General features: G+C 59.9%; 24 protein-coding genes. 15 read left to right on the top strand and 9 right to left on the bottom strand.

Going from position 1 to position 24125, the window contains the following annotated elements; all coding sequences use genetic code 11:
* Window positions 1-303: 303 nt before the first annotated feature.
* The 6 genes from FHW77_RS03295 to FHW77_RS03320 all read left to right on the top strand — a co-directional run bounded on the left by FHW77_RS03295 (window position 304) and on the right by FHW77_RS03320 (window position 7956).
* Window positions 304-1683, top strand: coding sequence for a GH1 family beta-glucosidase (locus FHW77_RS03295; RefSeq protein WP_004445207.1), 1380 nt, complete (start codon window positions 304-306; stop codon window positions 1681-1683).
* 325 nt (window positions 1684-2008) lie between these two features.
* The gene (locus FHW77_RS03300) at window positions 2009-2638 is read left to right on the top strand and encodes an NAD(P)H-dependent oxidoreductase (protein ID WP_004445205.1); all 630 of its coding nucleotides are present in this window, start codon (window positions 2009-2011) and stop codon (window positions 2636-2638) included.
* Between the two features lie 367 nt (window positions 2639-3005).
* A complete protein-coding gene (locus FHW77_RS03305) occupies window positions 3006-4046 on the top strand; it encodes a methionine ABC transporter ATP-binding protein (protein WP_060942288.1) in 1041 nt (346 codons plus the stop codon).
* Window positions 4036-4704 (top strand): methionine ABC transporter permease, encoded by a 669-nt coding sequence (locus tag FHW77_RS03310; protein ID WP_004445202.1) that lies wholly within the window; start codon window positions 4036-4038, stop codon window positions 4702-4704. Before FHW77_RS03305 ends, FHW77_RS03310 begins: the two co-directional genes overlap by 11 nt.
* A gap of 33 nt (window positions 4705-4737) precedes the next feature.
* Window positions 4738-5517, top strand: coding sequence for a MetQ/NlpA family ABC transporter substrate-binding protein (locus FHW77_RS03315; RefSeq protein WP_006699526.1), 780 nt, complete (start codon window positions 4738-4740; stop codon window positions 5515-5517).
* Window positions 5518-5712: 195 nt separating this feature from the next.
* On the top strand, window positions 5713-7956 hold the full coding sequence (locus FHW77_RS03320; protein ID WP_034496788.1) for a bifunctional diguanylate cyclase/phosphodiesterase: 2244 nt from the start codon (window positions 5713-5715) through the stop codon (window positions 7954-7956).
* Window positions 7957-8058: 102 nt separating this feature from the next.
* Here the strand turns inward: FHW77_RS03320 and trhO are convergent, their stop codons facing one another.
* Window positions 8059-9003: an oxygen-dependent tRNA uridine(34) hydroxylase TrhO gene (gene trhO / locus FHW77_RS03325; RefSeq protein WP_004445192.1), complete on the bottom strand. Its 945-nt coding sequence runs from the start codon at window positions 9001-9003 to the stop codon at window positions 8059-8061.
* A gap of 5 nt (window positions 9004-9008) precedes the next feature.
* Between trhO and FHW77_RS03330 the strand changes: the two genes are divergently transcribed.
* Window positions 9009-9260: a hypothetical protein gene (locus FHW77_RS03330; protein WP_157814260.1), complete on the top strand. Its 252-nt coding sequence runs from the start codon at window positions 9009-9011 to the stop codon at window positions 9258-9260.
* Between the two features lie 34 nt (window positions 9261-9294).
* Here FHW77_RS03330 and FHW77_RS03335 read toward each other — a convergent pair whose 3' ends face one another.
* Both FHW77_RS03335 and FHW77_RS03340 read right to left on the bottom strand, forming a co-directional pair.
* Window positions 9295-10203, bottom strand: a complete 909-nt coding sequence (locus FHW77_RS03335) for a CHAD domain-containing protein (protein WP_004445191.1) — start codon at window positions 10201-10203, stop codon at window positions 9295-9297.
* Window positions 10187-10675, bottom strand: a complete 489-nt coding sequence (locus FHW77_RS03340; RefSeq protein ID WP_004445188.1) for a CYTH domain-containing protein — start codon at window positions 10673-10675, stop codon at window positions 10187-10189. The genes FHW77_RS03335 and FHW77_RS03340 overlap by 17 nt, the downstream gene beginning before the upstream one ends.
* Window positions 10676-10846: 171 nt before the next feature.
* Here FHW77_RS03340 and FHW77_RS03345 point away from each other — a divergent pair, with 171 nt between their 5' ends.
* From FHW77_RS03345 to FHW77_RS03360, 4 genes are all read left to right on the top strand, one after another.
* Window positions 10847-11485 (top strand): 2-dehydro-3-deoxy-phosphogluconate aldolase, encoded by a 639-nt coding sequence (locus FHW77_RS03345; protein WP_004445186.1) that lies wholly within the window; start codon window positions 10847-10849, stop codon window positions 11483-11485.
* A 108-nt stretch (window positions 11486-11593) separates the two neighbouring features.
* Window positions 11594-12289: a tellurite resistance TerB family protein gene (locus tag FHW77_RS03350; protein ID WP_004445183.1), complete on the top strand. Its 696-nt coding sequence runs from the start codon at window positions 11594-11596 to the stop codon at window positions 12287-12289.
* 320 nt (window positions 12290-12609) lie between these two features.
* The gene (locus FHW77_RS03355) at window positions 12610-13302 is read left to right on the top strand and encodes a GNAT family N-acetyltransferase (protein WP_004445180.1); all 693 of its coding nucleotides are present in this window, start codon (window positions 12610-12612) and stop codon (window positions 13300-13302) included.
* On the top strand, window positions 13289-13537 hold the full coding sequence (locus tag FHW77_RS03360) for a hypothetical protein (protein ID WP_004445178.1): 249 nt from the start codon (window positions 13289-13291) through the stop codon (window positions 13535-13537). The genes FHW77_RS03355 and FHW77_RS03360 overlap by 14 nt, the downstream gene beginning before the upstream one ends.
* Here FHW77_RS03360 and FHW77_RS03365 read toward each other — a convergent pair.
* From FHW77_RS03365 to FHW77_RS03375, 3 genes are all read right to left on the bottom strand, one after another.
* Window positions 13528-14577 (bottom strand): nickel/cobalt transporter, encoded by a 1050-nt coding sequence (locus FHW77_RS03365; protein WP_004445176.1) that lies wholly within the window; start codon window positions 14575-14577, stop codon window positions 13528-13530. The two genes, FHW77_RS03360 and FHW77_RS03365, sit on opposite strands and share 10 nt — an antisense overlap.
* Window positions 14571-15212: a DUF1007 family protein gene (locus FHW77_RS03370; protein WP_004445173.1), complete on the bottom strand. Its 642-nt coding sequence runs from the start codon at window positions 15210-15212 to the stop codon at window positions 14571-14573. The genes FHW77_RS03365 and FHW77_RS03370 overlap by 7 nt, the downstream gene beginning before the upstream one ends.
* Before the next feature lie 106 nt (window positions 15213-15318).
* Window positions 15319-16497: a hypothetical protein gene (locus FHW77_RS03375; protein WP_004445171.1), complete on the bottom strand. Its 1179-nt coding sequence runs from the start codon at window positions 16495-16497 to the stop codon at window positions 15319-15321.
* A 271-nt stretch (window positions 16498-16768) separates the two neighbouring features.
* Here FHW77_RS03375 and FHW77_RS03380 point away from each other — a divergent pair, with 271 nt between their 5' ends.
* From FHW77_RS03380 to FHW77_RS03390, 3 genes are all read left to right on the top strand, one after another.
* Window positions 16769-17056: a hypothetical protein gene (locus FHW77_RS03380; protein WP_004433441.1), complete on the top strand. Its 288-nt coding sequence runs from the start codon at window positions 16769-16771 to the stop codon at window positions 17054-17056.
* A gap of 518 nt (window positions 17057-17574) precedes the next feature.
* On the top strand, window positions 17575-18222 hold the full coding sequence (locus FHW77_RS03385; RefSeq protein ID WP_004445168.1) for an outer membrane protein: 648 nt from the start codon (window positions 17575-17577) through the stop codon (window positions 18220-18222).
* Between the two features lie 292 nt (window positions 18223-18514).
* Window positions 18515-19696 (top strand): MFS transporter, encoded by a 1182-nt coding sequence (locus FHW77_RS03390; protein ID WP_182590349.1) that lies wholly within the window; start codon window positions 18515-18517, stop codon window positions 19694-19696.
* Between the two features lie 232 nt (window positions 19697-19928).
* Here the strand turns inward: FHW77_RS03390 and FHW77_RS03395 are convergent, their stop codons facing one another.
* The 3 genes from FHW77_RS03395 to FHW77_RS03405 form a co-directional block, all read right to left on the bottom strand.
* On the bottom strand, window positions 19929-20921 hold the full coding sequence (locus tag FHW77_RS03395) for a WD40 repeat domain-containing protein (protein ID WP_004445165.1): 993 nt from the start codon (window positions 20919-20921) through the stop codon (window positions 19929-19931).
* A 479-nt stretch (window positions 20922-21400) separates the two neighbouring features.
* A complete protein-coding gene (locus tag FHW77_RS03400; protein ID WP_004445164.1) occupies window positions 21401-22534 on the bottom strand; it encodes a CobW family GTP-binding protein in 1134 nt (377 codons plus the stop codon).
* A 104-nt stretch (window positions 22535-22638) separates the two neighbouring features.
* Window positions 22639-23448 carry a creatininase family protein gene (locus tag FHW77_RS03405; RefSeq protein ID WP_004445163.1) on the bottom strand — a complete coding sequence of 270 codons (810 nt, stop codon included), beginning with the start codon at window positions 23446-23448 and terminating at the stop codon, window positions 22639-22641.
* A gap of 79 nt (window positions 23449-23527) precedes the next feature.
* Between FHW77_RS03405 and FHW77_RS03410 the strand changes: the two genes are divergently transcribed.
* Window positions 23528-24037: a MarR family winged helix-turn-helix transcriptional regulator gene (locus tag FHW77_RS03410; RefSeq protein WP_004445162.1), complete on the top strand. Its 510-nt coding sequence runs from the start codon at window positions 23528-23530 to the stop codon at window positions 24035-24037.
* Window positions 24038-24125 lie beyond the last annotated feature (88 nt).

Genomic DNA, 24125 nt, shown 5'->3' on the forward strand with positions numbered 1-24125 from the left:
GGCGGGAAGGGCTGATCGGATAGATGTCGTGAAAAGGCTGTAAGCGAGAGGCCATGATCATGGTCTCTATAATGCGGCCCGGTGCATGCAAATATTTCCACCAATACCTGTTCCACCCGCATTCACCGGGCCTGCCTTCCACGCCGCCGGCCGAGCGCCGCGGCGACGTTTGCGCATGCAAAGCGCTTTGGGTCTGTTCACCGCGCATCCTGAAACGTTGTAGATTCCGCCGAGCCCGACTGTACCTCGCAGGCGACATGGTCTAAACCGCTGCTGATCTTTTCACATCCGATGGACTCTCCGATGACCGATCCCAAAACGCTCGCAGCCCGTTTCCCCGGCGATTTCCTGTTTGGCGTCGCAACTGCCTCGTTCCAGATCGAAGGTTCCACCAAGGCGGATGGCCGCAAGCCCTCCATCTGGGATGCCTTCTGCAATATGCCGGGCCATGTCTTCGGGCGTCACAATGGCGATATCGCCTGCGATCATTACAATCGCTGGGAGGAAGACCTCGATCTCATCAAGGAGATGGGGGTGGAGGCCTATCGTTTCTCGATCGCCTGGCCGCGCATCATTCCCGATGGTTTCGGGCCGATCAACGAGAAGGGTCTGGATTTCTACGACCGTCTCGTTGATGGCTGCAAGGCACGCGGGATCAAGACCTATGCGACGCTGTACCATTGGGATCTGCCGCTGACCCTGATGGGGGATGGCGGCTGGTCTTCCCGCTCCACGGCACATGCCTTCCAGCGTTACGCCAAGACCGTCATGGCCCGCCTCGGCGACCGGCTGGATGCGGTGGCGACCTTCAACGAACCATGGTGCGCGGTGTGGCTCAGCCATCTCTACGGCGTCCACGCGCCGGGCGAGCGCAACATGGAGGCCGCGCTTGCCGCCATGCACCATATCAACCTCGCCCACGGTTTCGGCGTGGAAGCTTCCCGCCACGTCGCGCCGAAAGTGCCGGTGGGGCTGGTATTGAACGCCCATTCCGTCATTCCCGCTTCCGATGGCGAGGCTGATCTGAAGGCGGCCGAGCGGGCCTTCCAGTTCCACAATGGCGCGTTCTTTGACCCGGTCTTCAAAGGCGAATATCCCGCCGAGATGATGGAGGCGCTGGGTGATCGTATGCCCGTCGTGGAGGCGGAAGACCTCGGCATCATCAGCCAGAAGCTCGACTGGTGGGGCCTGAATTATTACACGCCGATGCGCGTTGCCGACGACGCGACACCGGGCGCGGAATTCCCCGCGACTATGCCCGCACCGGCGGTCAGCGATGTGAAGACCGATATCGGCTGGGAGGTTTACGCTCCGGCGCTGAAGTCGTTGGTTGAGACGCTCTACAGGCGTTACGATCTGCCGGAGTGCTACATCACCGAAAACGGCGCCTGCTATAATATGGGCGTCGAAAACGGCGAGGTGAATGACCAGCCGCGTCTCGATTATTACGCCGAACACCTCGGCATCGTCGCCGATCTCATCCGCGACGGTTACCCGATGCGCGGTTATTTCGCCTGGAGCCTGATGGATAATTTCGAATGGGCCGAGGGTTACCGCATGCGTTTCGGGCTCGTGCATGTGGATTATGAGACCCAGGTGCGGACGGTGAAGAATAGCGGCAAGTGGTACAGCGCGCTGGCTTCGGGTTTCCCGAAGGGGAACCATGGGGTTGCCAAGGGGTGAGGCCTCTCCAACGTCATCCTCGGCCTTGTGCCGAGGATCTAACAACGTCGAATAAAATCAATACGTTGGCAGATCCTCGGGACAAGCCCGAGGATGACGTCGGTACAATTGGCCTGACTTTCCTTCCCACCCGACGCCGCCCCTACGAGGGCAGGCCAGAAAGTTCTCTCCCCTTATTATCAGTTTTCCAAACTTTTTTGTCGGTTACCCCACGGTGCCTGCTTGCGCCTGCCGTCCCGGCTCCTATGTGAGACGGGCTACGAAGCGTAGCGCCCACCCTGCCGTCAAGGGGCAGGGCGGGCTGGTCCTCCCAGGGAAAACGAACATGCTTATCGAAAAACTTAACTGGCGTTATGCCACCAAGAAAATGGACCCTTCCAAGACGGTGTCCGAAGACAAGGTTGAGCGCATTGTCGAGGCAGCGCGGCTGGCGCCCACCTCCAGCGGTCTCCAGCCCTTTGAAGTCATCGTCGTCACCGATCCGGAAGTGCGCGCCAAGATCCGCGAGATCGCCTGGAACCAGGCGCAGGTGACCGAAGGCTCGCATCTGCTGGTCTTTGCGGCGTGGGATAATTACACCGAAGAGCGGATCAACCATATGTTCGATCTGGTCAATGAAGAGCGCGGCATCAAGAATGAAGGCTGGGAAGCCTATCGCCAGATGCTGCTTAACACCTATCCGCAGCGCGATCAGCAGGTGAATTTCGAGCACGCCGCCCGTCAGGCCTATATCGGTTTCGGCATGGCTGTGGCGCAGGCCGCCTTTGAGGGTGTGGATTCCACTCCGATGGAAGGTTTCGATCCTGCCAAGCTCGATGAAATCCTTGGCCTGCGTGAGAAGGGCCTGCGCTCCGTCACCATCCTGCCGCTCGGTTATCGCCAGCCGGAAGGCGACTGGCTGGTGAACCTGAAGAAGGTGCGCCGCCCCGCTGAAGAATTCGTCAGCCGCGTCTGATTCAAGGTACTCGCAAAATCTTGACTGCCGCAGGGCTGCACACGCGGCTTTGCGGTAGATTTTTCCTCTCTTTTCAGATAATTGAAAAAACATCCCTGTTAAAAGGTGGCGTGTGCGGGCAAGTATGCGCCATCGAATTGCCGATCCCCGGCATTTCTGAGTGAAAGCCTGACGAAATGACCCGGAAAATCAGCTGTCATCGAATGTGCCCGAAGGCTGCATGAAGAGAGCGGTTCAGCACCGCAACAGGATTTTTTGAGACCCGATCCGTCACGCATTCCCAGAGTTCACAATGAGTTTTCCATCCAGTGCGGCCTCGCCCGCGCGCCAAGAACAGGCGGTCCCTGAAGGGGCGGCAAAGGAGCCGATGGTCACGTTCGAAGGCGTGACCAAGACCTTTGGCGGCACGGGCGGCAAGCCCGGCTTCGCAGCCCTAGCCGGTATCGATTACGCCGTGCCGAAAGGCTCCATCACCGGCATCATCGGTCGCTCCGGTGCTGGCAAGTCCACGCTCATCCGCCTCGCCAACGGCCTTGAAAAGCCTTCGACCGGTCGTGTGATCGTCGATGGCGTCGATGTTGCGGCGCTCGATGAAAAGAGCCTGCGCACGCTGCGTCGTTCCGTCGGCATGATCTTCCAGCACTTCAATCTCCTGTCCTCGCGCACCGCCTTCGATAATGTGGCGCTGCCGCTCGAAATATCAGGCATGGGCAAGAAGGATATCGAGACCCGGGTTGCGCCGCTGCTCGATCTTGTTGGCCTGTCCGATAAGGCAAAACGGTATCCGGCGGAACTTTCCGGTGGCCAGAAGCAGCGTGTCGGCATTGCCCGGGCGCTCGCCACCCAGCCGAAGCTGCTCCTTTCCGACGAAGCAACGTCTGCGCTCGACCCGGAAACGACACAATCCATTCTCGAACTGCTGAAGCGCATCAATGCCGAACTCGGTCTGACCGTGCTGCTCATCACCCATGAGATGGAAGTGGTAAAGACCATCGCGTCGCAGGTGGCCGTCATCGACAGGGGACTGATCGTTGAGCAAGGCACCACCTTCGATATCTTCACGGCGCCGAAACACGAGACCACCCGCAGCCTGCTGTCCTCCTCTGTCGGCGTGAAGCTGCCGCACTGGGTTACCTCTGGTCTCAAGCCGCAGGCAGCGGAAGGCGATCGTGTTCTGGTGCGTCTGGTGTTCTTCGGCGAAACGGCCTTCCAGCCGCTGACGGCCCGTCTCGTCGCCGAAATCGGCCCCGATGTGAACATCCTCGCCGGCACCATCGAGGAAATTTCCGGGGAGCCCTTCGGTTCGCTTGTCGTCTCCTATCCGGCCTCGGCTGAGGTTACGGCGCGCGCCGATCGCTTTTATGCTGAAACCGGTCTTCACACGGAGGTGCTCGGTTATGTCGCCTGATATGATCTTCAGCCTTCTGCTGAAAGGGCTGTTGCAAACCCTTCACATGGTTGCTGTTTCCGGCATCGTTGGGTCCATCATCGGCGTGCCGATGGGCGTTTTCCTCGCCACCAGCGGCAAGGGCGAACTGTTTCCCGCGCCCATGACCAACCGCATCCTCGGCCTCATCGTGAATGCGGCGCGCTCCACGCCCTTCATCATTCTTGTCGTGGCGATCATTCCCTTCACCCGTCTCGTGGCCGGCACGTCGATCGGCACCAGCGCCGCCATCGTGCCGCTGACGGTCGCGACCGTGCCTTTCATCGCCAGGCTGGTGGAAGCGGCGATCCGTGAAGTGGACAAGGGTCTGATCGAGGCCGCCCGCGCCATGGGCGCGACCCCGCTGCAGATCGTCACCAAGGTTCTGCTGGCTGAGGCCAAGCCCGGCATCACGCTGGCGCTCACGCTCACGCTGGTCAGCCTCATCGGTTATTCGGCCATGGTGGGCGCGGTTGGCGGCGGCGGGCTGGGCGATCTCGGCATCCGCTACGGTTACCAGCGCTTCATGCCAGACGTGATGCTGGCCGTGGTTCTGGTGCTGATCGTGCTGGTGCAGCTGGTGCAGAGCGCCGGCGACAGGCTGGCGCGCAGCTTCGACAAGCGTACACGGAAGAATTAACTGCGTTCATAACAACAACCCAAGGAGACACCCATGAAGAAACTCATCCTCGCGGCATCGCTCGCCGCTCTCTTCACCGCCGGTCAGGCGCTGGCCGAGACGATCAAGATCGGCGTCACCCCCGCCGAACACGCGCAGATCATGGAACAGGTGAAGAAGATCGCGGCCGCCAAGGGCCTCGATATCGATATCGTCGAGTTCTCCGATTATGTCGTGCCGAACCAGGCGCTGAACGACGGCGAGCTGCAGGCCAACTCCTTCCAGCACCAGCCGTACCTCGACAACCAGATCGCTGACCGCAAGTTCGATCTCGTCAGCGTCGGCACCACCATCACCACCCCGATGGGCGTTTATTCGAAGAAGGTGAAGAGCCTTGACGAGCTGAAGGATGGCGCGACGGTCGGTATTCCGAACGATCCCACCAATGGCGGCCGCGCCCTTCTGGTTCTTGCCTCCAAGGGCCTGATCAAGGTCAAGGAAGAAGCTGGCCTTAAGGTGACGCCTGCCGACATCACCGAAAACCCGAAGAACATCCAGATCGTCGAACTCGACGCCGCACAGCTGCCGCGCTCGCTTGACGATACCGACGCTTCGGTCATCAACACCAACTATGCCACGGCAGCCGGCCTGAACCCGAAGAAGGACTCCATCGCCATCGAAAGCGAAAAGTCCCCTTACGCGAACGTCATCGCCGTTCGCACGCAGGACAAGGACAAGCCCTGGGTGAAGACGCTGGTGGAATCCTACCACAGCCCGGAAGTGAAGGCCTTCATTCTGGAGAAGTATAACGGCACGGTTATCCCGTCCTGGTAATCGCTCCATCACGATGAATATGATGACCTCTCCCGTTCGCGGGGGAGGTTTTTTGTTTTACGGACGGGCGCAAATCCACTTTTCCTGAAAAACCTCCGTTCTTTCAGAAAGGATTTTTCAGATTTCCGGTCGGACTGTCGTTTTGTACCCGTTGTTTTTTGGGTCGGTGTTACGGCGCGGCTTAACGGCTTTTGAATGTTTCCTTCGCAAGATGATGCTTTCGAAGGGGATTTTATGCGGATTGCGCCGCGCAACATTGGGGACTATTTGCCGGTCGGGCGCAGAACCGCCGTCGGCGTTGTGCTGTCCACCTTCGCGCTGGTGCTTCTCATCGTTACGGCGCTCGTCCTCTCCGCTCTCAGTCAGGTCCGGGAAAAGGCCAATCTGCTCGACAGTGCCCGTTCACGCGAGACGACGGCGGGAGCTCTCGTCACTTTTCGCGAACAGCTTGGTGCGACGCTCAACGATTACGCCGCCTGGGACGATGCCGCCGAATATGTCTATGCTCCTGATCGCTTCGACTGGGTGGCCAGCAATTACGGCGACATGACGGCCAATAACGATCTTTTCGATACTGCCGTTATCATCGACGAGGATGACAAGGTCCGTATGGCTTATCAGAATGGCAAGCCGGCGAAATGGGTGCCCGGCACCTATTTCGCCGCCGGCCTTCCGGAAATGATCGAACGGGTACGGTCCATGCGTCCCGGCGTCACCTCGCAGGTCACGGGTTTCGTCAAAACCGGGGATGGTATCGCCGCTGCCGGTGTTGCGCTGGTGCGGCTCAAATCGGGAGCGCTGCCGCCGGTCGGTGCGGAGCGGCGCTATCTGGTTTTTGCCCGTCATCTCACCCAGGCGACGGTGCACAAACTCGCCCGCAACTACGTGATCGAGGGCCTGGAGCTGCAATATGGCGAGGGAACGGCCGCCAACCATGTGGATATCGTCAATCCGCTGGGGCAGGTGCTGGCACGGCTCGTCTGGCGCTCGCACCTGCCCGGAGATGTCAGTTTTCATGAGGCGCGGCCGGTCGTCTTTACCGCGCTCGGTATCGCCGGCACGTTCTTTCTGGTGCTGCTCATCATCGGTTCGGCCACGCTCGATCGTCTGAAGGCGGATGAGGCGGCGGCGCGGGAAGAGGCTCTGCGCGATCGGCTGAGCGGCCTCAATAATCGCGCCGGTCTCTTCGCGAGGCTGGACCGCATGGTCGCCAGGGCAAGCCACGACAAGACGGATATCAAGCTGCTTTATCTCGATCTCGACGGCTTCAAGGAAATCAACGATTCCTACGGCCACGCGGCGGGTGACCGGCTCATCAAGGGCGTGGCGGCGGCGCTCAGGGTGCTGGTGCCGGAAGGCGCGGTTCTGGCGCGGCTCGGCGGCGACGAATTCGCCATCGCCATTCAGGGCGACGACGTGTGGGTGGAAGGCCGCAAGCTCTGCATGTCACTGCTGGAACTGTTCACCGAACCCTTCAGCATAGGCGAGCGTGTGGCAAGTATAGGCTGCAGCATCGGCACGTCGATCTCGCGGGCGGGGGACATCAATGGTGAGGAATTGCTGCGCCGCGCGGATATGGCCATGTATCAGGCCAAGGAAAACGGCCGCGGTCGTTACGTGTCCTACGAATTGAAAATGGATGCGCTGCGCGAGGAAAAACTGCAGCTCGAGGCCGATCTTCGCTCCGCCATTTTGAACGACGAGATACAGGTGGTTTATCAGCCGGTCGTCAGCGCCGCCACGCGCTGCATTACCGGGGTGGAGGCGCTGGCCCGCTGGCAGAGGCCGGGATATGGCTTCGTCCCGCCCGACATATTCATCGCCGCTGCCGAGACGAGCGGTCTCATCGACCGGCTCGGCCTGCTGGTGCTGCGCAAGGCCTGCGAGACAGCACAGCAATGGCCGTCCATCAAACTGTCGGTCAATATTTCACCCGTGCAGTTCCGCAATCCGGCCTTTTCCGGCCATGTCGCGGATATTCTGGATGCGACGAAGACGCCGCCGGAAAGGCTGCGGCTGGAAATGACGGAAGGTTATTTCATCCAGCACCCGGAGCGGGCAAGTGCGGCGATAGACAAGCTGAAACAGCTCGGCCTGCATATTGCGCTCGACGATTTCGGCGCCGGCTTTGCCAGCGTCGGCTATCTGCGTCGCTTCGGCTTCGACAGGATGAAGATCGACCGTTCGCTCATCATGGCGCTCGACAAGGGAGGCCGCTCGCTGGAAATGCTGCAGGCGACCGTGGCGCTGGCGAAATCACTCGACATTCCGGTCACGGCCGAAGGCGTGGAAACGGAAGAGCAGGCGGCCATACTGCATCTGTGCGGCTGCGACGAATTGCAGGGTTACCTGTTCTCAAAACCGGTCGCGGCGGAAGAGATCACCGCCATGCTGGACGGACAGGATGCGCCGCTCTTTGCGCTGCGGGCGGGGGCGTGAGGTTCTCGACGTGTCGCTTCTCGTTTCTTCTCCCCGGCGGGGAGAAGAAACACGCGGCGCCGCTCTATCCAAATTTAGATACAGTCCTATAGCTACCTGGGCTTACCGCCCCAGATGCCGCTCGCCGCGCTTCTTTGCCAGGTCGATCTGCTGTTGCCGGTCGCGGAAGCGCTGGCGGTCTTCTTCGCTGCGCTCATCGTAGCAGCTCGGGCAGGAGACGCCTTCCTCGAACTTGGGTGACAGGCGCACTTCCGGGGTGATCGGGTTGCGGCAGGCGTGGCACAGCTGGTGGTCGCCTTCGGCCAGGCCATGCACCACCGACACACGCTCGTCGAAAACGAAGCAGGCGCCCTCCCACAGGCTTTCTTCTTCCGGCACTTCTTCCAGATATTTCAGGATGCCGCCCTTGAGGTGATAGACCTCGTCGAAGCCCTGCTCCTTCATGAAGGCCGTGGCCTTTTCGCAGCGGATGCCGCCGGTGCAATACATGGCGATCTTCGGCTTGTTGTGCAGGCCGGGATTGTTCTTCACCCAGTCCGGAAACTCGCGGAAGGTTTTCGTCTTCGGATCGACTGCACCCTTGAAGACGCCGATGGCGGTTTCGTAATCGTTGCGGGTATCGATGACGATCGTGTCCGGGTCGGAGATCAATTCGTTCCAATCGCGCGGGTCGACATAGGTGCCGACGATCCGGTTCGGATCGATATCAGGCACGCCCATCGTGACGATCTCTTTCTTGAGCTTCACCTTCAGCCGCACGAAAGGCATGTGCGAGGCGCGGCTTTCCTTGTGCTCCAATGCCGAAAATTCCGGCTGGGCGCGCAGGAAGGAAAGCACGGCGTGAACGCCCGCATCCGGGCCGGCGATCGTGCCGTTGATGCCCTCGGCGGCCAGCAGCAGCGTGCCCTTGACGCCGTTCTTCTGGCAGAGCTCGAACAATGGCTCACGCAGGCTCTCGAACCGCGGCAGGCGGGCGAAATGATAAAGCGCGGCCACAAGGAAATCGCCAGAGACTTCCGGGCGGGGGAGAATGGTCGTGTCGGTCATGGCCGGTGAAATACAGCGACGGCGGCCGCAAAGCAATATTTATCGGTGGGTTCGGGTATTTTGAAAATCGTCAATCGGGAGGATTTGTGGGCTTCCTGTCATTCCTGCTGCCGTGTGCAGGCAACGGGATGTCGCAATGCCGCCTCCGTCATTCCGGCCTTGAGCCGGAATCCAGCCAACGCGCGTCTGCGCGGCGGGACAAGTCTTTTCAGCCCAAGGACTTGGGCTGGCTGGATTCCGGCTCAAGGCCGGAATGACGGAGGTGAGCGAGCGCCGAAAGTGGCGTTTGGCCTACTTCGCCGCCTGCCGCCACAGCAGGCCGACGATGCGGCTTTCCGTGCGGGCAGATTCGGAAAAGACCTCATCTGCCAGTTCAAGGCCTTCGGCACGCAGCGCCTGCTGCCTTTCGATGATGGCGTCGAGCAGCAGCGCCAGCCGTTCGCCGTTGCCAAAGCGGTCGGGCTCGCGGTCGGCCACGGCGGCCAGAACCGAGAGATCGTGTTCGTGGCCGAGAATGTCGACCAGTCGCTTGGTATCGGCGCGCTTGGCGCGCATGGCGGATGGCCAGATACGCCTCATCAGACCAAGATGCATCCAGTAGGTCTGGCCGGCCTTGCGCAACTCATGGAAATGCTCGACATCGGCCCGCTCGTGGCAATCGGCCAGCGCCCGTCGCGCCCGTTTCCTCTGCCGCGCCCAGCTTGTCCTCAGTAGCCGGGCGCTGTCCTTGAGCTCATCCGGCAGCGATAGCGTCTTCAGCCGTTCACGTCCCGCCTCGCAGCCGGTGATGGCCGCAGAAATCGCCTCGTCCAGAGCGGCCTCGTATTCCACCGCATGATCCCGACGAGCGCGCAGCATCGCCGTGATGGACCGCAGCGCCTCACCCTGTGTATCGGAGAGCGCGAAAGCCTCCAGATATTCCGCCGTTTCCACCAATGCCGTCGCATCACGGGCGAAGGCGAGCGAACGGGCAATATCCCGGAAGCGGGCATTTTCCTCTCGGCTGAAATCCGGCGCCGCCTTTCGGATGAGGCGGTAGAGGGCCCGCAGCCGCTTGAAGCGCTTGCGCGCATCGTGCACGGCCTCGTGCGGGCCGGACGGACGGTTATGCAGGATGGTGACTGTGTCTTCGATCAATTCCAGGCCGGCGCGGCGGATTTCATCGTCAAAGGGCTTTTTCGGATCAATTCTGAAAGGCATCCGACAGGTCTCCGCTCTGGTCGTCCGTGGCGAGGGACTGGTTGGAAAAGCGCCTGTCGCCCGTTACCTCCCTGCCGAGCCAGGGAGGAAGATCCGGATCGGCATTTTCGTCATCCATCTCCACTTCCGCCACGATAAGCCCCTTATATCGGCCTTCGAAAACATCGATCTCCCAGGTGAAGCCGCCGTGATCAACCGTGTGCCGCGTCTTCTCGATCACCACGCCGGGCGCGCTGGCCATCAGTTCCTCGGCATCTTCCAGCGGGATGGGATATTCATATTCGTCACGGACGAGCGCGCTTGCGCCGATCTTGATGGTGAGTGTCGCGTCACGCCCGTCGACGATCCTCACCCTGACCGAACGATTTTCCATGGAGGCGACATAGGCCTGCCGGAAAGCCATGCTATGCGTTACCTCATCGCGCCATTCACCGCCTGCAACAAGAAACTTCCGTTCGATTTCCTTGGCCATGCTGTCTCCGCAAACTGGTGCGCCAGACTATCGCAAGACAGCTTGATGAAGAAGCGAATTGATTGAAGTATCAGGGCAAAAAATGGCCTTGCCATGCCTCGACATCAAAGCCGGGGCAGGCTAATCGATAAACGGGATTTCAATCGTTTCAATCGCGCAAGGAGGCTCATCTTGGCCCAGGACTCCGAAAAACTTCTCTCCATCCTGAAACTTCAGCCGGTCGTGCCGGTGCTGATCGTGGATGACGCCGCCTCCGCCGTGCCGCTTGCGCGTGCTTTGGTCGCTGGCGGTCTGAAGGCAATCGAGATCACCATGCGCACGCCGGCCGCGCTGGACGCCATCCGTGCTGTTGCGGCGGAAGTGGAAGGCGCCAATGTCGGCGCCGGCACCATTCTCAATGCGAAGGATTTCGAGGCGGCTGCCGAAGCCGGTTCCACCTTCATCGTCAGCCCAGGCATCAACAAGAGCGTGCTGGAAGCCGCGCGCAGCTCCAGGGTGCCGCTGCTTCCGGGCGCCGCCACTGCCAGCGAAGTCATGGCGCTGCGCGACGAGGGGTACAAGGTGTTGAAGTTCTTCCCGGCCGAACAGGCTGGCGGCGCACCTTATCTCAAGGCGCTGTCTTCGCCGCTCGCCGGCACCGTCTTCTGCCCGACCGGCAGCGTATCGCTCAAGAACGCCAACGACTATCTCTCCCTGCCGAACGTCGTCTGCGTCGGCGGCTCCTGGGTTGCCCCACGCGAACTGGTGGCGACGGGTGACTGGGCGGGCATCACCAAGCTTGCCGCCGAAGCTGCTGCGCTGCACGGCTGATTTATCTCCTGTCAAACCCGTTCACGAAGGCGTGAGCGGGTTTGACATTTATATTCGGCCCACGGCTTCCTATCTCCCCTGTAGATTTGACCTCTACAGGAGATTTTGATGTTCGACGCCAAGAAGCTTCTTGAACAATTCCTCGGCTCGCAGGTGCCGGGCCTTTCGGGAAGCGTCCGTGACAGAGCCGGGCAGGCCGCCGATATCGCCAAGAACAATCCCCTCAAGGCCGGTGCTCTCGCCGCCGCAATCCTGGGCACCAAAACCGGTCGCAAGCTCGCGGGCAACGTCGCCACCATCGGCGGTGTCGCCGCCATCGCTGGCCTCGGTTATCTCGCCTACAAGAATTACAAGTCAGGACAGGCGCCGGAAGCCGCGCCGAAACCCGAGCCGGAACTTCTCGCTCCGCCCGCCGATTCCGCTTTCCATCCGCAGTCGCCGGCGCTTTCCAATGATTTCGCGCTGAAGCTCATCCAGGCCATGATCGCGGCGGCCAAGGCCGACGGGCATATCGATGAGAAAGAGCGCGCCAATATCATGGACAAGGTGCAGGTTTCCGGCCTTGATAGCGAAGCCGAGCGTTTCCTCGAAAAGGAACTGGCCGATCCGCTCGACATCGACGCGCTGGTGGCCGCTGCCCGCACGGAAGAGCAGAAGGTGGAGCTTTATACCGCCTCGCGGCTTGCCATAGAGGCCGATACGCGGGCGGAGCGGGGGTATCTCGATCTTCTTGCCGGGCGGCTTGGGTTGCCGGATGCGCTGGTGGATCACATCGAGGCGACGGTGGTGGCGGCGAAGGTGTAGGTTGGCGTTTGGGCTTGGGCGTGAAGGTTTGAGCGTGTGGCTCACCCCCCTTCTGCCCTGCCGGGCATCTCCCCCTCAAGGGGGGAGATCGACAAGCGGCTACATCTCACCTCTTTCGACATTTGCGATTGAAGCGGCGGTAGGGCCTCCCGCTGATCTCCCCCCTTGAGGGGGAGATGCCCGGCAGGGCAGAAGGGGGGGAGCCACGCCCACCGAGGACGATAAGCGCCCCGCCGAGATCACCGCATCCCACCCCCACATCCACTGTTGTCATCCCGCCCCGCTTGCCCTAATCCTTCTCCCAGCAAATGGGGAAGAGAATGCGCGATCTGAGTGAATTCAAGGGATGTCCGGCGCCGCAGCCGGTGGTGCTGAAGGGCCGCTATGTAACGGCGGAACCGTTCGATCGCGACAAACATCTGGAGAAACTCTGGGCTGCGCTTGGCGGCGAGGGCACCAATGCGCTGCTCAGATATTTCCCGCAAAGCGCCTTTCCCGATGCGGATGCCTTTGGCGACTGGCTTGTTGGCGCTGGCGAAAAGCTTAACTGGGTGACGCTGGTCTTTGTCGAAAACACAACGGGCGAAATCGTCGGCATGGCGAGTTACATGCGGCCCGATCCCGCCAATGGCGTGGTAGAAGTCGGCTCCGTCGCCCATGGGGCGAAAATGAAACGTTCCCCGCTTGCCACCGAGGCGCATTACCTTATGGCGAAGCATGTGTTCGAGGATCTGGGGTATCGCCGTTACGAGTGGAAATGCCACAACGAAAACGAGCCCTCCAAGACGACGGCGAAGCGTTATGGCTTCACCTTCGAAGGCGTCTTCCGCCAGCATATGATCTCGAAGGGGCAAAATCGCGATACGGCGTGGTTTTCCATGATCGACGGCGAATGGCCACTGATCGGCAGGGCCTTCGAGGCCTGGCTTTCACCGGACAATTTTACAGCTGACGGCACGCAGAAGCGCAAGCTTGAGGATATTCGCGCGGAGCTTGCCCATGCCAACGCCTGAAAAGCCAAAGCCCGAGACGCCAACCGCCAGAAAGGATTGGTCGCCTGCCATTGCCGCGGTGCTCATCATCCTCGGCTTCGGGCTGATATTCTTCATCATGCCTAAAATCATGTTGTGGCTCGGGGATTATTCGCCCTGGCTGGCGGCCGCCTTCGGCACGGTGGCGGTGCTCTGTTTTTTCCTGCTGTTCTGGCTGCGGGCGCGTTACCAGCGCCGCCATAACGATCAGAACTGAAGCGACGCCCCGAGCAGCATCAGGCCCATCAGCAAGACGAAGAGCGCACCGGCGATTTCGATCGCGTGGCTGATGCCGGCCGCCCTGCGGCTGCCGGGGCCGGCGAAACGCACGGCCAGACCCTTGGCGGAGACGGCCATGATGGCGAGGACCGAGACCGTGATGGCGGTGCCGAGCGACATGGCAAGGACGGAGAGCACACCGCCAAGATAAAGCCCGTTCAAAAGCGCGAAGCTCATGACGATGATAGCCCCCGAGCAAGGCCTGAGCCCTACAGCGATGATGGCTGACCATGCCTCGTGAAGACTGAAGTTCTTTGCCCTCAGCAGCATCGGATCGGGCGCATGGGATTTGCCGCAGGCGGTGCAGAGGTCGCCCGAGCCGTCATGGGCGTGATCGGCAAAAACCGGTTTGCCCTGAAACCGCAGCCCCGTGCCCATGCCGGTGGTTCTTGCTGCCGGTGCCTCACCCGCCACAGCGAAAACGGTGGCCGGCTCGCGCCGGATTCGCAGCGACCAGAGTTTTCGCACCAGCAGCCATGCGCCGAACAGGGCGACCATGGCGAAACTGGCGATTTCCATCGCCTGTGTCGCTTTCGTCATGGTAATTGAGGTGCCGCGCAGCACCAGCCAGGCCGCGCCGACAAGGCCGATCGCGACAGCGCCCTGAATGAGCGCCGAGACGAAGGAGATGACGATGCCACGTCTCAGCTGTGTTTCATTGGCGATCATGTAGGAGGAGATGACCGCCTTGCCGTGGCCGGGACCGGCCGCATGGAACACGCCATAAGCAAAGGAGAGGCCGATCAGCGAACCGAGCGCCCAGCTGTCCTCGCGCATCGCCTTCAGCGCGCCGGTCAGCGCCCGGTAGAACATCTGCTGGTGCACGTTGATCCACTGCATCAACGGGGCGAAAGGCCCGCCGACGGAAAAGGACGGTTCGGCCGAGCCTATGCCGAGCGGCGATTGCGCATGGGCCGCGCCGGCCACGGCAATGAAGCCGATGACGACGGCAAGCAGGCCGACCCGGCGGCTCAGCATGTGACCTCCAGCCGCGTGGCAAAGAGCTTGGTCATGTCTGTACCGGTGGGATCGTTGAAAAAGGCATCGGTGAGCGTATTCTGGTTCTGGGAGATCACCTCGTCCGGATCAGGGCGCACCACATGCTGCTTGCAGGCCTTCAAATCCTTGCCCTCGGTGGCGATATCGCCGTCCTTGGCGAAATCGATCGCCGTGTACATCGTCGGATCCCACGCGCCAAAGCTGAGCCTGCCCTTTACCGCCAGAGGTTTGAGCGGTTTCACGGAAAAGAACATCAGAATCTGCTGGTCCTTGTAATCCACATGAATGGCGTCGGGTTTACCGAACTCCACCGGTTTCCCGTCAGCGGTGATGAAGGTGTAGTAGGAATATTCGGCCAGCGATTCCAGCACGGTGTTGCCGATTTCGGCCAGCTCGTCCTTGTCGAGTTTCAGATCGCTGTTCTTGTCGTAATCCATCACAACGCTTGCTGAGAACATCTCGTCGAAACGCCAGATGTTGCGCACTTCCTGGATGGTCCGGTTCGGTCCCTCGACGATTTCCATCCGGGCTTCGGCAAAGATATGCGGATGGGCGGAGGCGGCGACGGGGATGCAGGCGAGGCCGGCCGCGAGAAGCAAAAATCGTCTGTACATTATCCGGTCTGTCCTGCCGTCGAATCTGGAAGGTCTGACTCTAGCAGAAATTGGGACCGAATTTCGACCCGATGCGTCCGAACCTTCGCGCAGGTTGAGACGAAGTTCAGAAGGTGCCGGTGAAACGCGAGGTGACGCTCGAGCCATCATAGGCAAGGTCGGTATCGCGCTCGTCATGCAGCAGGCGGTTGAACTCCACCTCCAGCTTGCTGTTCTTGCCGGTCTCGAAAGAGAGGGTGGCGACCAGCCGGCGCTCGCTGGTATCGTAATTGTAATAGATCCAGTCCTTGTGGACCTGCTGCAGCGCGAGGTCCAGGCCGACCTTCTCGGCCAGCCTGCTTTTCACGACGAACTGCCAGCGACGGTGAAATTCGGCGATCGGGTCGTCGGGGTCGAACAGGGCGTAATCCTGCGAGAAGCCCACGCCGAAGGCGATGCGGTCCGTGGCCTTCAGCTCGGCTTCCGCCCGGAGATAAGGCCGGGTGCGCTTCACCTTGTCGCTGATCTCGTCTCCGGAAATGGAGGTCAGCCCAGCTTCGGCAAGCACCGCGAGACGGTTCGAGAACCTGTAGCCGTAAGCAAGCGAGCCGCGCAGCGTATGGGCCGGAAACCGCTCATATTTTTCCTGCTGCCCTTCCGGCACGAGAATGCGGTCATAGGCGATCGTGATGCCAGCCTCACCGCCGGCGAGTGGCCGTTCATGTTCCGCCTTCAGCGACAGGAGCGCCTCATTGGCCTCCAGACGCGTGGGGATGAAATAGGCCGGGCGGAATCGCGCCTCGCCTTTCATCAGGCTGGCAAGGCTGGCCGTCAGCTTGTTCTTGCCGCCAAGGGCAAGGATGCCAAGCTGGGAGGAGGCTTCAAGCTTGTGATCCAGTTGCCTGTATCCGATATTTTCTTCCGGCAGGTGCAGGAAAATATCGCCGGCATCGCTGCGGGTGCCGCGCAACTCAAGAGCCCATTCCAGCTTTTCGGAAATGCGTCTGGTCAAACCCAGCGACGCGATGGTGTTATGCTCATTGGCAAAACGGTAACGGGGAAGGCGAACCTCTTCCTGCTCAAGCGAGTAACGCAGTTCCGCCCCTTCAAGCGCGATCTTGCCCGTGAGCCCGAGGCCTGCACGCAGCGAAATGGCGCTCAACCGATTGGTGTCGGCGAAATAATTGCTGTCATAGGAGATGCCGGATTTGTAGGTGATGGTGTGCTCATCGGCCTTTTCTCCCGCCCACCCGCGGCAGGCGCAGGCAAGCCCGAGAACAAGCGCGATATATCCCCCCAGCCGCATTTGCATCTCCGGTCGCTAATTAAGCAATATCTTATATTTGGATGGTTAATAAAGTTTCCTGCCCGGGTTTACTGTCTTCGCCAAAGGTGCCTGCCGATACTGTTAGGAAAAGGAGCGAAAGGGCGGAGGCGAGATATGTAGTATTTGATTAAAATCGCCAGTATTAGTGTTAATCGTTTATTGTAATATTAGCCTTTGCTTGAATTAGAATCCTCTAAATATACAGTTCAGTTACGCCAGATGGCGTGATCAAACAAAAGAGGAGAGAGAAATGATTGCAAAGTTCGCTTGTGTAGCCGCTATTCTTACTGTCGCTTCCGTTGGTCAGGCCAATGCGGGCGGTCTTCTGGGTGGCATCCTGTCCGGCAACAGCAACAAGGGCGGCGCCCTTGTCGTGGTTTCGCCGAGCATCGATCTCGGTGTCAGTGGCATCCTGTCCAATAACGGGATTTTGAATGGCAACAAGACCGGCATCCTGAACGGCGTGCTGAATGGCAACAAGACGTCCGTCGATGTCATCGACAACAAGAATGACGGCGGCAAGAAGCGCCGGCACTAAGGAATGAAGAAAGGGATGGCGAAACCATTGTCTTTCGCCATCCCGCTCTGACGGGACAGCTCGAAGATCATCAGGGATTTTCGACGCAGACGATGCGCGAAGCGCATAAGCCGGTAACGAACCCAGAGTTGCGTGTGTGTGACGCATGGTATTTCCGGCAAGAACAAACGGCGCATCGCATGACTGAAGGGGGCCCTCGGGCTCCCTTTTTTTGGAGGATGATCCAGCTGCGTCGTCGCGCTCGCCGATCCTTGACGTGCCTTAGAAAGATGCGTGCATCCGGTGTATTTATGTTTATATATTCTAATTTTACTTCAAATGAAATAAGAAGTTATAATGTAGAAATATACAATATAATTTGCTATTCTCTGGCTTTGGCGTCATTGTTACTTGTTTTTAACGTTTGGATGCTTCAATTAGAACGTGTCCCCGACTCGTCGTTTGTGACCGTGATTTCGGCGGCGGGTATATTCGAGGCCCGCTTCGTGGCGGGTAGGGCAGTTTTGAAGGAGCAATTTATGTTGAAACAATCATTTCTCGTCTTCGCCGCACTTGGCGTTCTTTCCGGCGCAGCCATTGCTGCTGATGCCGTTAGCGACATTCCGGCGGCGCCTGCTGTCAGCGACGTTGCGCCTGCCTTTTCCTGGGATGGTTTTTACGCCGGTGTTTCCGGTGGCTATGGCTGGAACCGTTTGAAAGCCACGGAAGACGGTGACACCGAAAAGCATAGTTTTGATGGCGGTCGCTTCGCGGGCTTTGCCGGTTATAATGCGGAAGTGGCGCCGTCAGTCGTTCTCGGTGTCGAGGGCGACCTCGGTTACGCCTGGGGCAAAAAGACGATCGAGCTCAGCAAGGTTTCCTCGGGCTTGAACGGTTCGGCACGTCTGCGCGCCGGCTATGCCATCGACCGCGCCCTGATCTACACCGCCGGCGGTTACACCGCCACAAACAGCAAGATCAAGACGCCTTTCGGCAACACGAGCGAGACGCTGAATGGCTGGACGATTGGTGCGGGTATCGATTACGCCTTCACCGACAACATATTCGGCCGTCTCGAATATCGCTACAACGATTTCGGCAAGAAGACCTACACTATCCAGAACCTCTCTGCCGATGGAAAGCTCAGCGACCACGTCGTTAACGTCGGTCTCGGCGTGAAGTTCTGATTGGCGGTTGTTCGTCCCTGCCGAACGCGTCGGGGCGACAGTCAAGCAGTATCAATCCATAATCTGCCCGGTGGCGAGAACATCTCCGGGCGGGTGCCCTTAATCGAACGACACTTGCTTTCCGCTGAAGCAGGTCCAGCCCGTGGGCGATAGAAATCCTGAGTGGAGAGAAGAGGTCTCGTCTTCTTCCAGCGACGAAACGGCATGCAGTGTTGAGCTCAGGCTTGAACAGCGGAGCGTTTTGATGTGATGGTGGGTGCCACCCCCGCTTGCCAGCCTTCAGACGATTCCCATGCAACAAAAAAGCACTTTGCCGGGCGCTTTTGATCGCCAGGCCTATATGATCGCGTTGCTGGTCTTCATTGCCGGCAGCACCAATGCCGCCGTTGTGCCATTTATCGGCTTCTACATCATTCAGGTGCTTGGTCATCCGCCGGCCACCGTCGGATTTTACAGTGTGACGGCGGCGCTGGCTTCGATTGTCGCAAGCCGCGTTTATGGTGAGCGCGTTGATGCCGGGATGCGGGTGAAGCCGCTTTTGTTGCTTTCGGTGTGCGGCGCTCTTGTCGCGGCCGCGGCGGCAAGCTTTGGGCATATGGCGCTGCTGATGGCCGTAACGGCGACCGGCATGGGGCTTTCCAACGCCGCAAGCACGCTCATTTTCAGTTACGGCCGGTATCATGGCCGGGTGAAGGGGCTGGACACGGCCGCCTATAATGCCTTCCTGCGGACGATGGTGTCGCTGGCATGGATGCTGGTCCCCGCCGCCGCCTATCTGATCTTCGACCTTGCGGGCGCGAAGGCGGTATTCGTGAATGCCATGCTGATGGCCGTCATCTGGGGCGGTCTTGCGCTCGTCGTTGTGCCGTTGAACCAGACAAGCCCGATGGAACGGCGGCCGCAGGGCGAGGGCGACACACGGCGCAATATGCCGCTGCTTCTCGCCGCCGCGGCCAGTTTCTGCATGTCTTTCGCCCATGCGCTCTGCGCTTCGGCATTGCCGGTGTTTCTGGTGCGTGAAGTGGGGTTGCCGGACTATGCGCCGGGCCTGTCGCTCAGCGTCAAATGCGCCATGGAAGTTCTGCTTATTCTTCTTGCGCCGCGCATCATGCGCTGGATCAGCGCACGGCTGCTGCTGAGCGGCGCGGCGATAACGGCGATAATCGCCTTCAACATCATCGCTTCGGTCACGACCCTGCCCGCAATGCTGGTGGGGGCTGCGATGGAGGGTGCCTATTACGGCCTTTTCGCCGGCACCTGTCTGACCTTCGTGCAGGGCTTTGCCCGTGGACGCACGGCGCGGGCAACGGCGCTCTATATGAATTCGATTTTTCTCGCTGCGCTGTTTGCGGTGCCGCTAATGGGGTTCGTATCGCAATATGCCAGCTTCGGGGCCTCGATCCGGCTCGCCTCGGTCGGTGCAGGCGCGGCTTTGCTGCTCTTGTTCCTCACGCGGCGGCAGGTGGGAGAGTAGGGTATTGCAGGGTATTGCAGGGGGCAGCAATCCTGCACAAAGGCTTGGCGGCGAGATAGCGGACGACCCTCGTTCCTGTGCCTGTCACAGGATTCCGGTCGACGCGCGTCTGCGCGACGGGAGGCTCCTTTCAGCCCAGGGACTTGGGCTGGCTGGATTCCTGTGACAGGCACAGGAATGAGGCAGCGAGATTGGCCGTGGGATAAGCGGCCGCCTCGCGGGCGGCCAGCCCTCAAGCCGAAATGTCTATAATCCCGCAATCACCCGCTTCTGAAGCGAAGGCGAGCAGCTTGCCGGTGGCGCTCCAGTCCATGGATGTGATCGCACCCTTGCCGGGACGACGCAGCAGGGCTTCCTTGCCGTCCGCAAGGCGCACGCCGAGGATCATGCCGTCGATGAACCCGATGGCGAGCACATCTTCCACGGGGTGGAAGGCGACATTGGTGACCATGATGTTGGCGCGGGTGCCGAGTTCCTCCGGGGCCTTGCCCATCGGACCATCCTTGCCGGAGAAGGGCCAGACGATGGCGGCCGGTGCGCCCGATGAGGCGAGCCATTTGCCCTTTGCCGACCAGGAAACGGATTTGACCTTGCCGGGATAACCCGTCATGCGCATATGGCGGGCCTCCATGCCGCCCTTGGTGGCTTCCATCTTCCAGCCGTGCAGGGCATTTTCCTGCATGGTGGTGACGAGGAACTTGCCGTCGGGCGAGAAGGTGATGCCGGTATGCGCGCCCTTCCATTCGAGATCCACCGGGTCGCCTGCTGTGGCGACCCAATGCAATGTCACGCCGTTATACCGGGCAACGGCAATGCGCAGGCCCTTGGGCGCAAACGCGATCGCCTCCACCGTGCGCTCTTCCTTGAATTCCTTGACCGTACCGTCCGGCAGCCGCACGAAGCTGGATTTGCCGACACCATAAGCAACCGCCTTCTGTGGCCCGCCGGCAACGACGCCCACCCATTTGCGCGGCACGTTGGCAATTTCGCTGAGGCTGCCATCATGGCCGATGCGCAGCACACGCCCGTCTTCGCCGCCGGAAAGCAGCGTGGCGCTGTAGGGGTCACGAATGCAGGTCAAAAGCCCGTCATGCGCCTCAGTCACCTTCTCGCCGCCATCGAGCCGGTGAATGGTGCCGGCGGCGGTGGCAAACAGGGGAATGTCGCCGAGAAAATGGGTCGAGACCACGTGGCCTTCGATATCAAGCGGGGCAACAGTCGGCATGGGGTATTGGTCTTTCGTATCTGTGTCTGATTGGCGGGGCGTCATTCCCGCCGGCTGGCATGGTTCTAGAGCATTTCCGGCAAAAGCGGAACCGCTTTTACGTTCGGACGATTCGCGAAATCAAGGAGATAGAATTCTTTTTGGTAGAGGAATCAGCCCTGCACAGCGGTTGAAAATCACTGATACTCCCGTGCTCCGGGCTCACCCCTCTGTCCTGCCGGACATCTCCCCCTCAAGGGGGGAGATCGTTCCGTGGCGAGGTTTCGCACCTCGCGACGGTCGAGAATGAAGTGAGAAAAGCGCGTCTTGCCGATCTCCCCCCTTGAGGGGGAGATGTCCGGCAGGACAGAGGGGGTGAGCCGAGAGCACCGGAGCGTCAATGATTTCAACTGCCGTATACGGTGTCGAAGAACGCGCGTCGGGCGGATGACGAGCGCAGCCGTACCCCGGCTGAGGACCGGGGTGACGGAAGGATAAGATCAAGCCGTGGCGAGGCAGGCGTTAAAACTCTTTTCCAGCTTCTCGCGGTCCAGCTCGCGGCCGATGAAGACGAGGCGGCTTTCGCGTTTTTCATCTTCCTTCCACGGGCGCTGGTGATCGCCCTCGATGATCATGTGCACGCCCTGCACCACGTAACGCTCGGCATCGCCCTTGAAGGCGATGATACCCTTGAGGCGCAGAATGTTCGGGCCGTCGGTCTGGGTGACCTTCTGGATCCACGGGAAGAACCGCTCGGGGTTCATCTCGCCGCCGCGCAGCGAAACCGACTGTACCGTCACGTCATGGATTGGGGATACCGCGCCATGGTGGTGATGATCGTGGCCATGGTCGTGATCGTGGTGATGATGCCCGTGGTCATGGTCATGATGGTCATGGTCATGGTCATGATGATGATGGTCGTGATCGTGATGATGATGATCGCAATCAGGGCCGCAGACGTGGTCGTCATGGCCGTGCTCTAGGAAATGCGGGTCGTTTTCCAGCGCGCGTTCCAGATTGAAGGCGCCCTGATCGAGAACCCGGGCGAGATCGACGCCGGAACGGGTGGTCTTGTAGATGCGGGCGGAAGGATTGATGGCGCGCACGATATCCTCGATGCGGGCAACTTCCTCCGGCGAAACGAGATCGGTCTTGTTGACGACAACGACATCGGCAAAGGCGATCTGGTCTTCGGCCTCGCGGCTGTCCTTCAGGCGCAGCGGCAGGTGCTTGGCATCAACAAGGGCGACGACCGCATCAAGCTCGGTCTTGGCGCGCACGTCGTCATCCATGAAGAAAGTCTGGGCGACGGGCACCGGATCGGCAAGGCCCGTCGTCTCAACGATGATACCGTCGAAGCGGCCGGGGCGGCGCATCAGGCCTTCCACGACGCGGATCAGGTCACCACGCACCGTGCAGCACACGCAGCCATTGTTCATTTCGTAGATTTCCTCGTCGGATTCGACGATCAGATCGTTGTCGATGCCGATCTCGCCGAATTCATTGACGATGACAGCGTATTTCTTGCCGTGGTTCTCGGAGAGAATGCGGTTGAGAAGCGTCGTCTTGCCGGCGCCGAGATAACCCGTCAGGACGGTGACTGGAATGGGCTTGGCTGTTGCTGTTTCGGTCATGGAAAACCCCGCGTGGAGAGAGGCCCGATGGCCTCAGGAAGATGTGTCGTCGTCCATATAGGCGCGACGCTCCGGCAGTTCAAAGAGATTTTGGCCGAATCCGGTCATCTCACTAAAATTTTGTTATGAAATAACGTTATGTCAAAAGCATGGATATCTTCAAGCAGTTCGACAAGGCCTTTTACGGCGTGGGAAATCAGCCTTTCGCCCTTTTCCGCTGTCGCGGCGGCGGCGTTTCCGGCAACGCCATCGGGGTTGAGGTCGCTCATCAGCCAGCCGAATGCGTGTGGGCCATAGGCGCGCAGGTGTTTGAAGCGGCTGGCGAAATCGCTCTGGCGGGAGGGGAAATTCGCGGCCTTTTCCATTGCCACGCATTCGGGGTGAAGTGCCAGCATGACGGATGTCTCGATATCGCCGCCGTGAATATCGACCGCCTTGTCCTCCGGCTTCACGATATCGGCCGGTACGCCAAAACGGGTCCAGCTTGTGGCGACCGCCAGCATGCCGAAACGGGCGCGGGCCTCGGTGGCGACGATGGTCATCAGCGGTGAATTGCCGCCATGGGCGTTCAGCATCACGAATTTGCGCACACCTCTTTTATGTTCCAACTCGGCGATGCCGAGCCAGCGCTCGATGGCCTCATCGTATCGCAGCGTCTTCGTGCCCGGCACATTCATGTGTTCGATGGAATATCCGACCGGCTCCGCTGGCAGGAAGGAGACGGGCAGATGACCGGGCAAGGCGGCGGCAAGGCGGGCGACGATGCCTTCAGCAATCAGAGTATCGGTCTCGAAGGGCAGGTGGGGGCCATGCTGTTCATGCGCGCCGAGCGGCAGCACGGAAATTGCGCCTGTTGCGTGAAGATGAGGGTCTGTTACGTTTTCGTCGTGATAATGCGTGTATGAGTTTGGCATCTGGCAGTCCGCGCGAGCATTCGGTAAGGATTTCCAGCAACATATATCGGTTCCGCCACAGGGTAAAAGGCACTCGCGTATGAGCAAGGACAAATCCGGGAACAAGGACAAAAGCGCCAAGAAGGATAAGGGCGGCAAGAAGGTCAAGGACGCCAAAAAGAGGGATGAAAACTTCAACCCGGAGGAGTTGGCGCAATCGATAACCCAGGCCGCCCGCTCCATGCGTACCGCGCTCAGCCACAGCCTCGCCGAAAGCGGGCTTTATGCCGGACAGGACGGCGTCATCCTGGCGCTGGCGCAGGAAGGCAGCCTGACGCCGGGGCAAATCGCCCAGAAGCTGGGTGTCAAGGCGCCGACCATGACGCGCACCATTGGCCGCATGGAAGCCCAGGGTTTCGTGGAACGCAGCGGTGACGACGGGGACGGCCGTGTGACGCTGGTGAAGCTGACCGAAGCGGGCCTGAAAAGCGTCGAGCACATCAACGTTTCCATCGCCAATTGTGGCGCGAAAGCTGTCGAAGGCCTTTCGGCCAAGGATATTCGCAACATTGTTAAACTCTTGAAAGCCATAGACGCCAATCTTCAATAATTTTTGCTGAAATTTTTAAAAGAACCATCTGTTTTGCGGTTATTCCTTAAACGGGTTGCGGATTTTGTTTAAATTGTTTAATTGCGAT

The organism is Agrobacterium sp. RC10-4-1 (assembly GCF_014138475.1).
Classification (GTDB): Bacteria; Pseudomonadota; Alphaproteobacteria; order Rhizobiales; family Rhizobiaceae; genus Agrobacterium; species Agrobacterium pusense.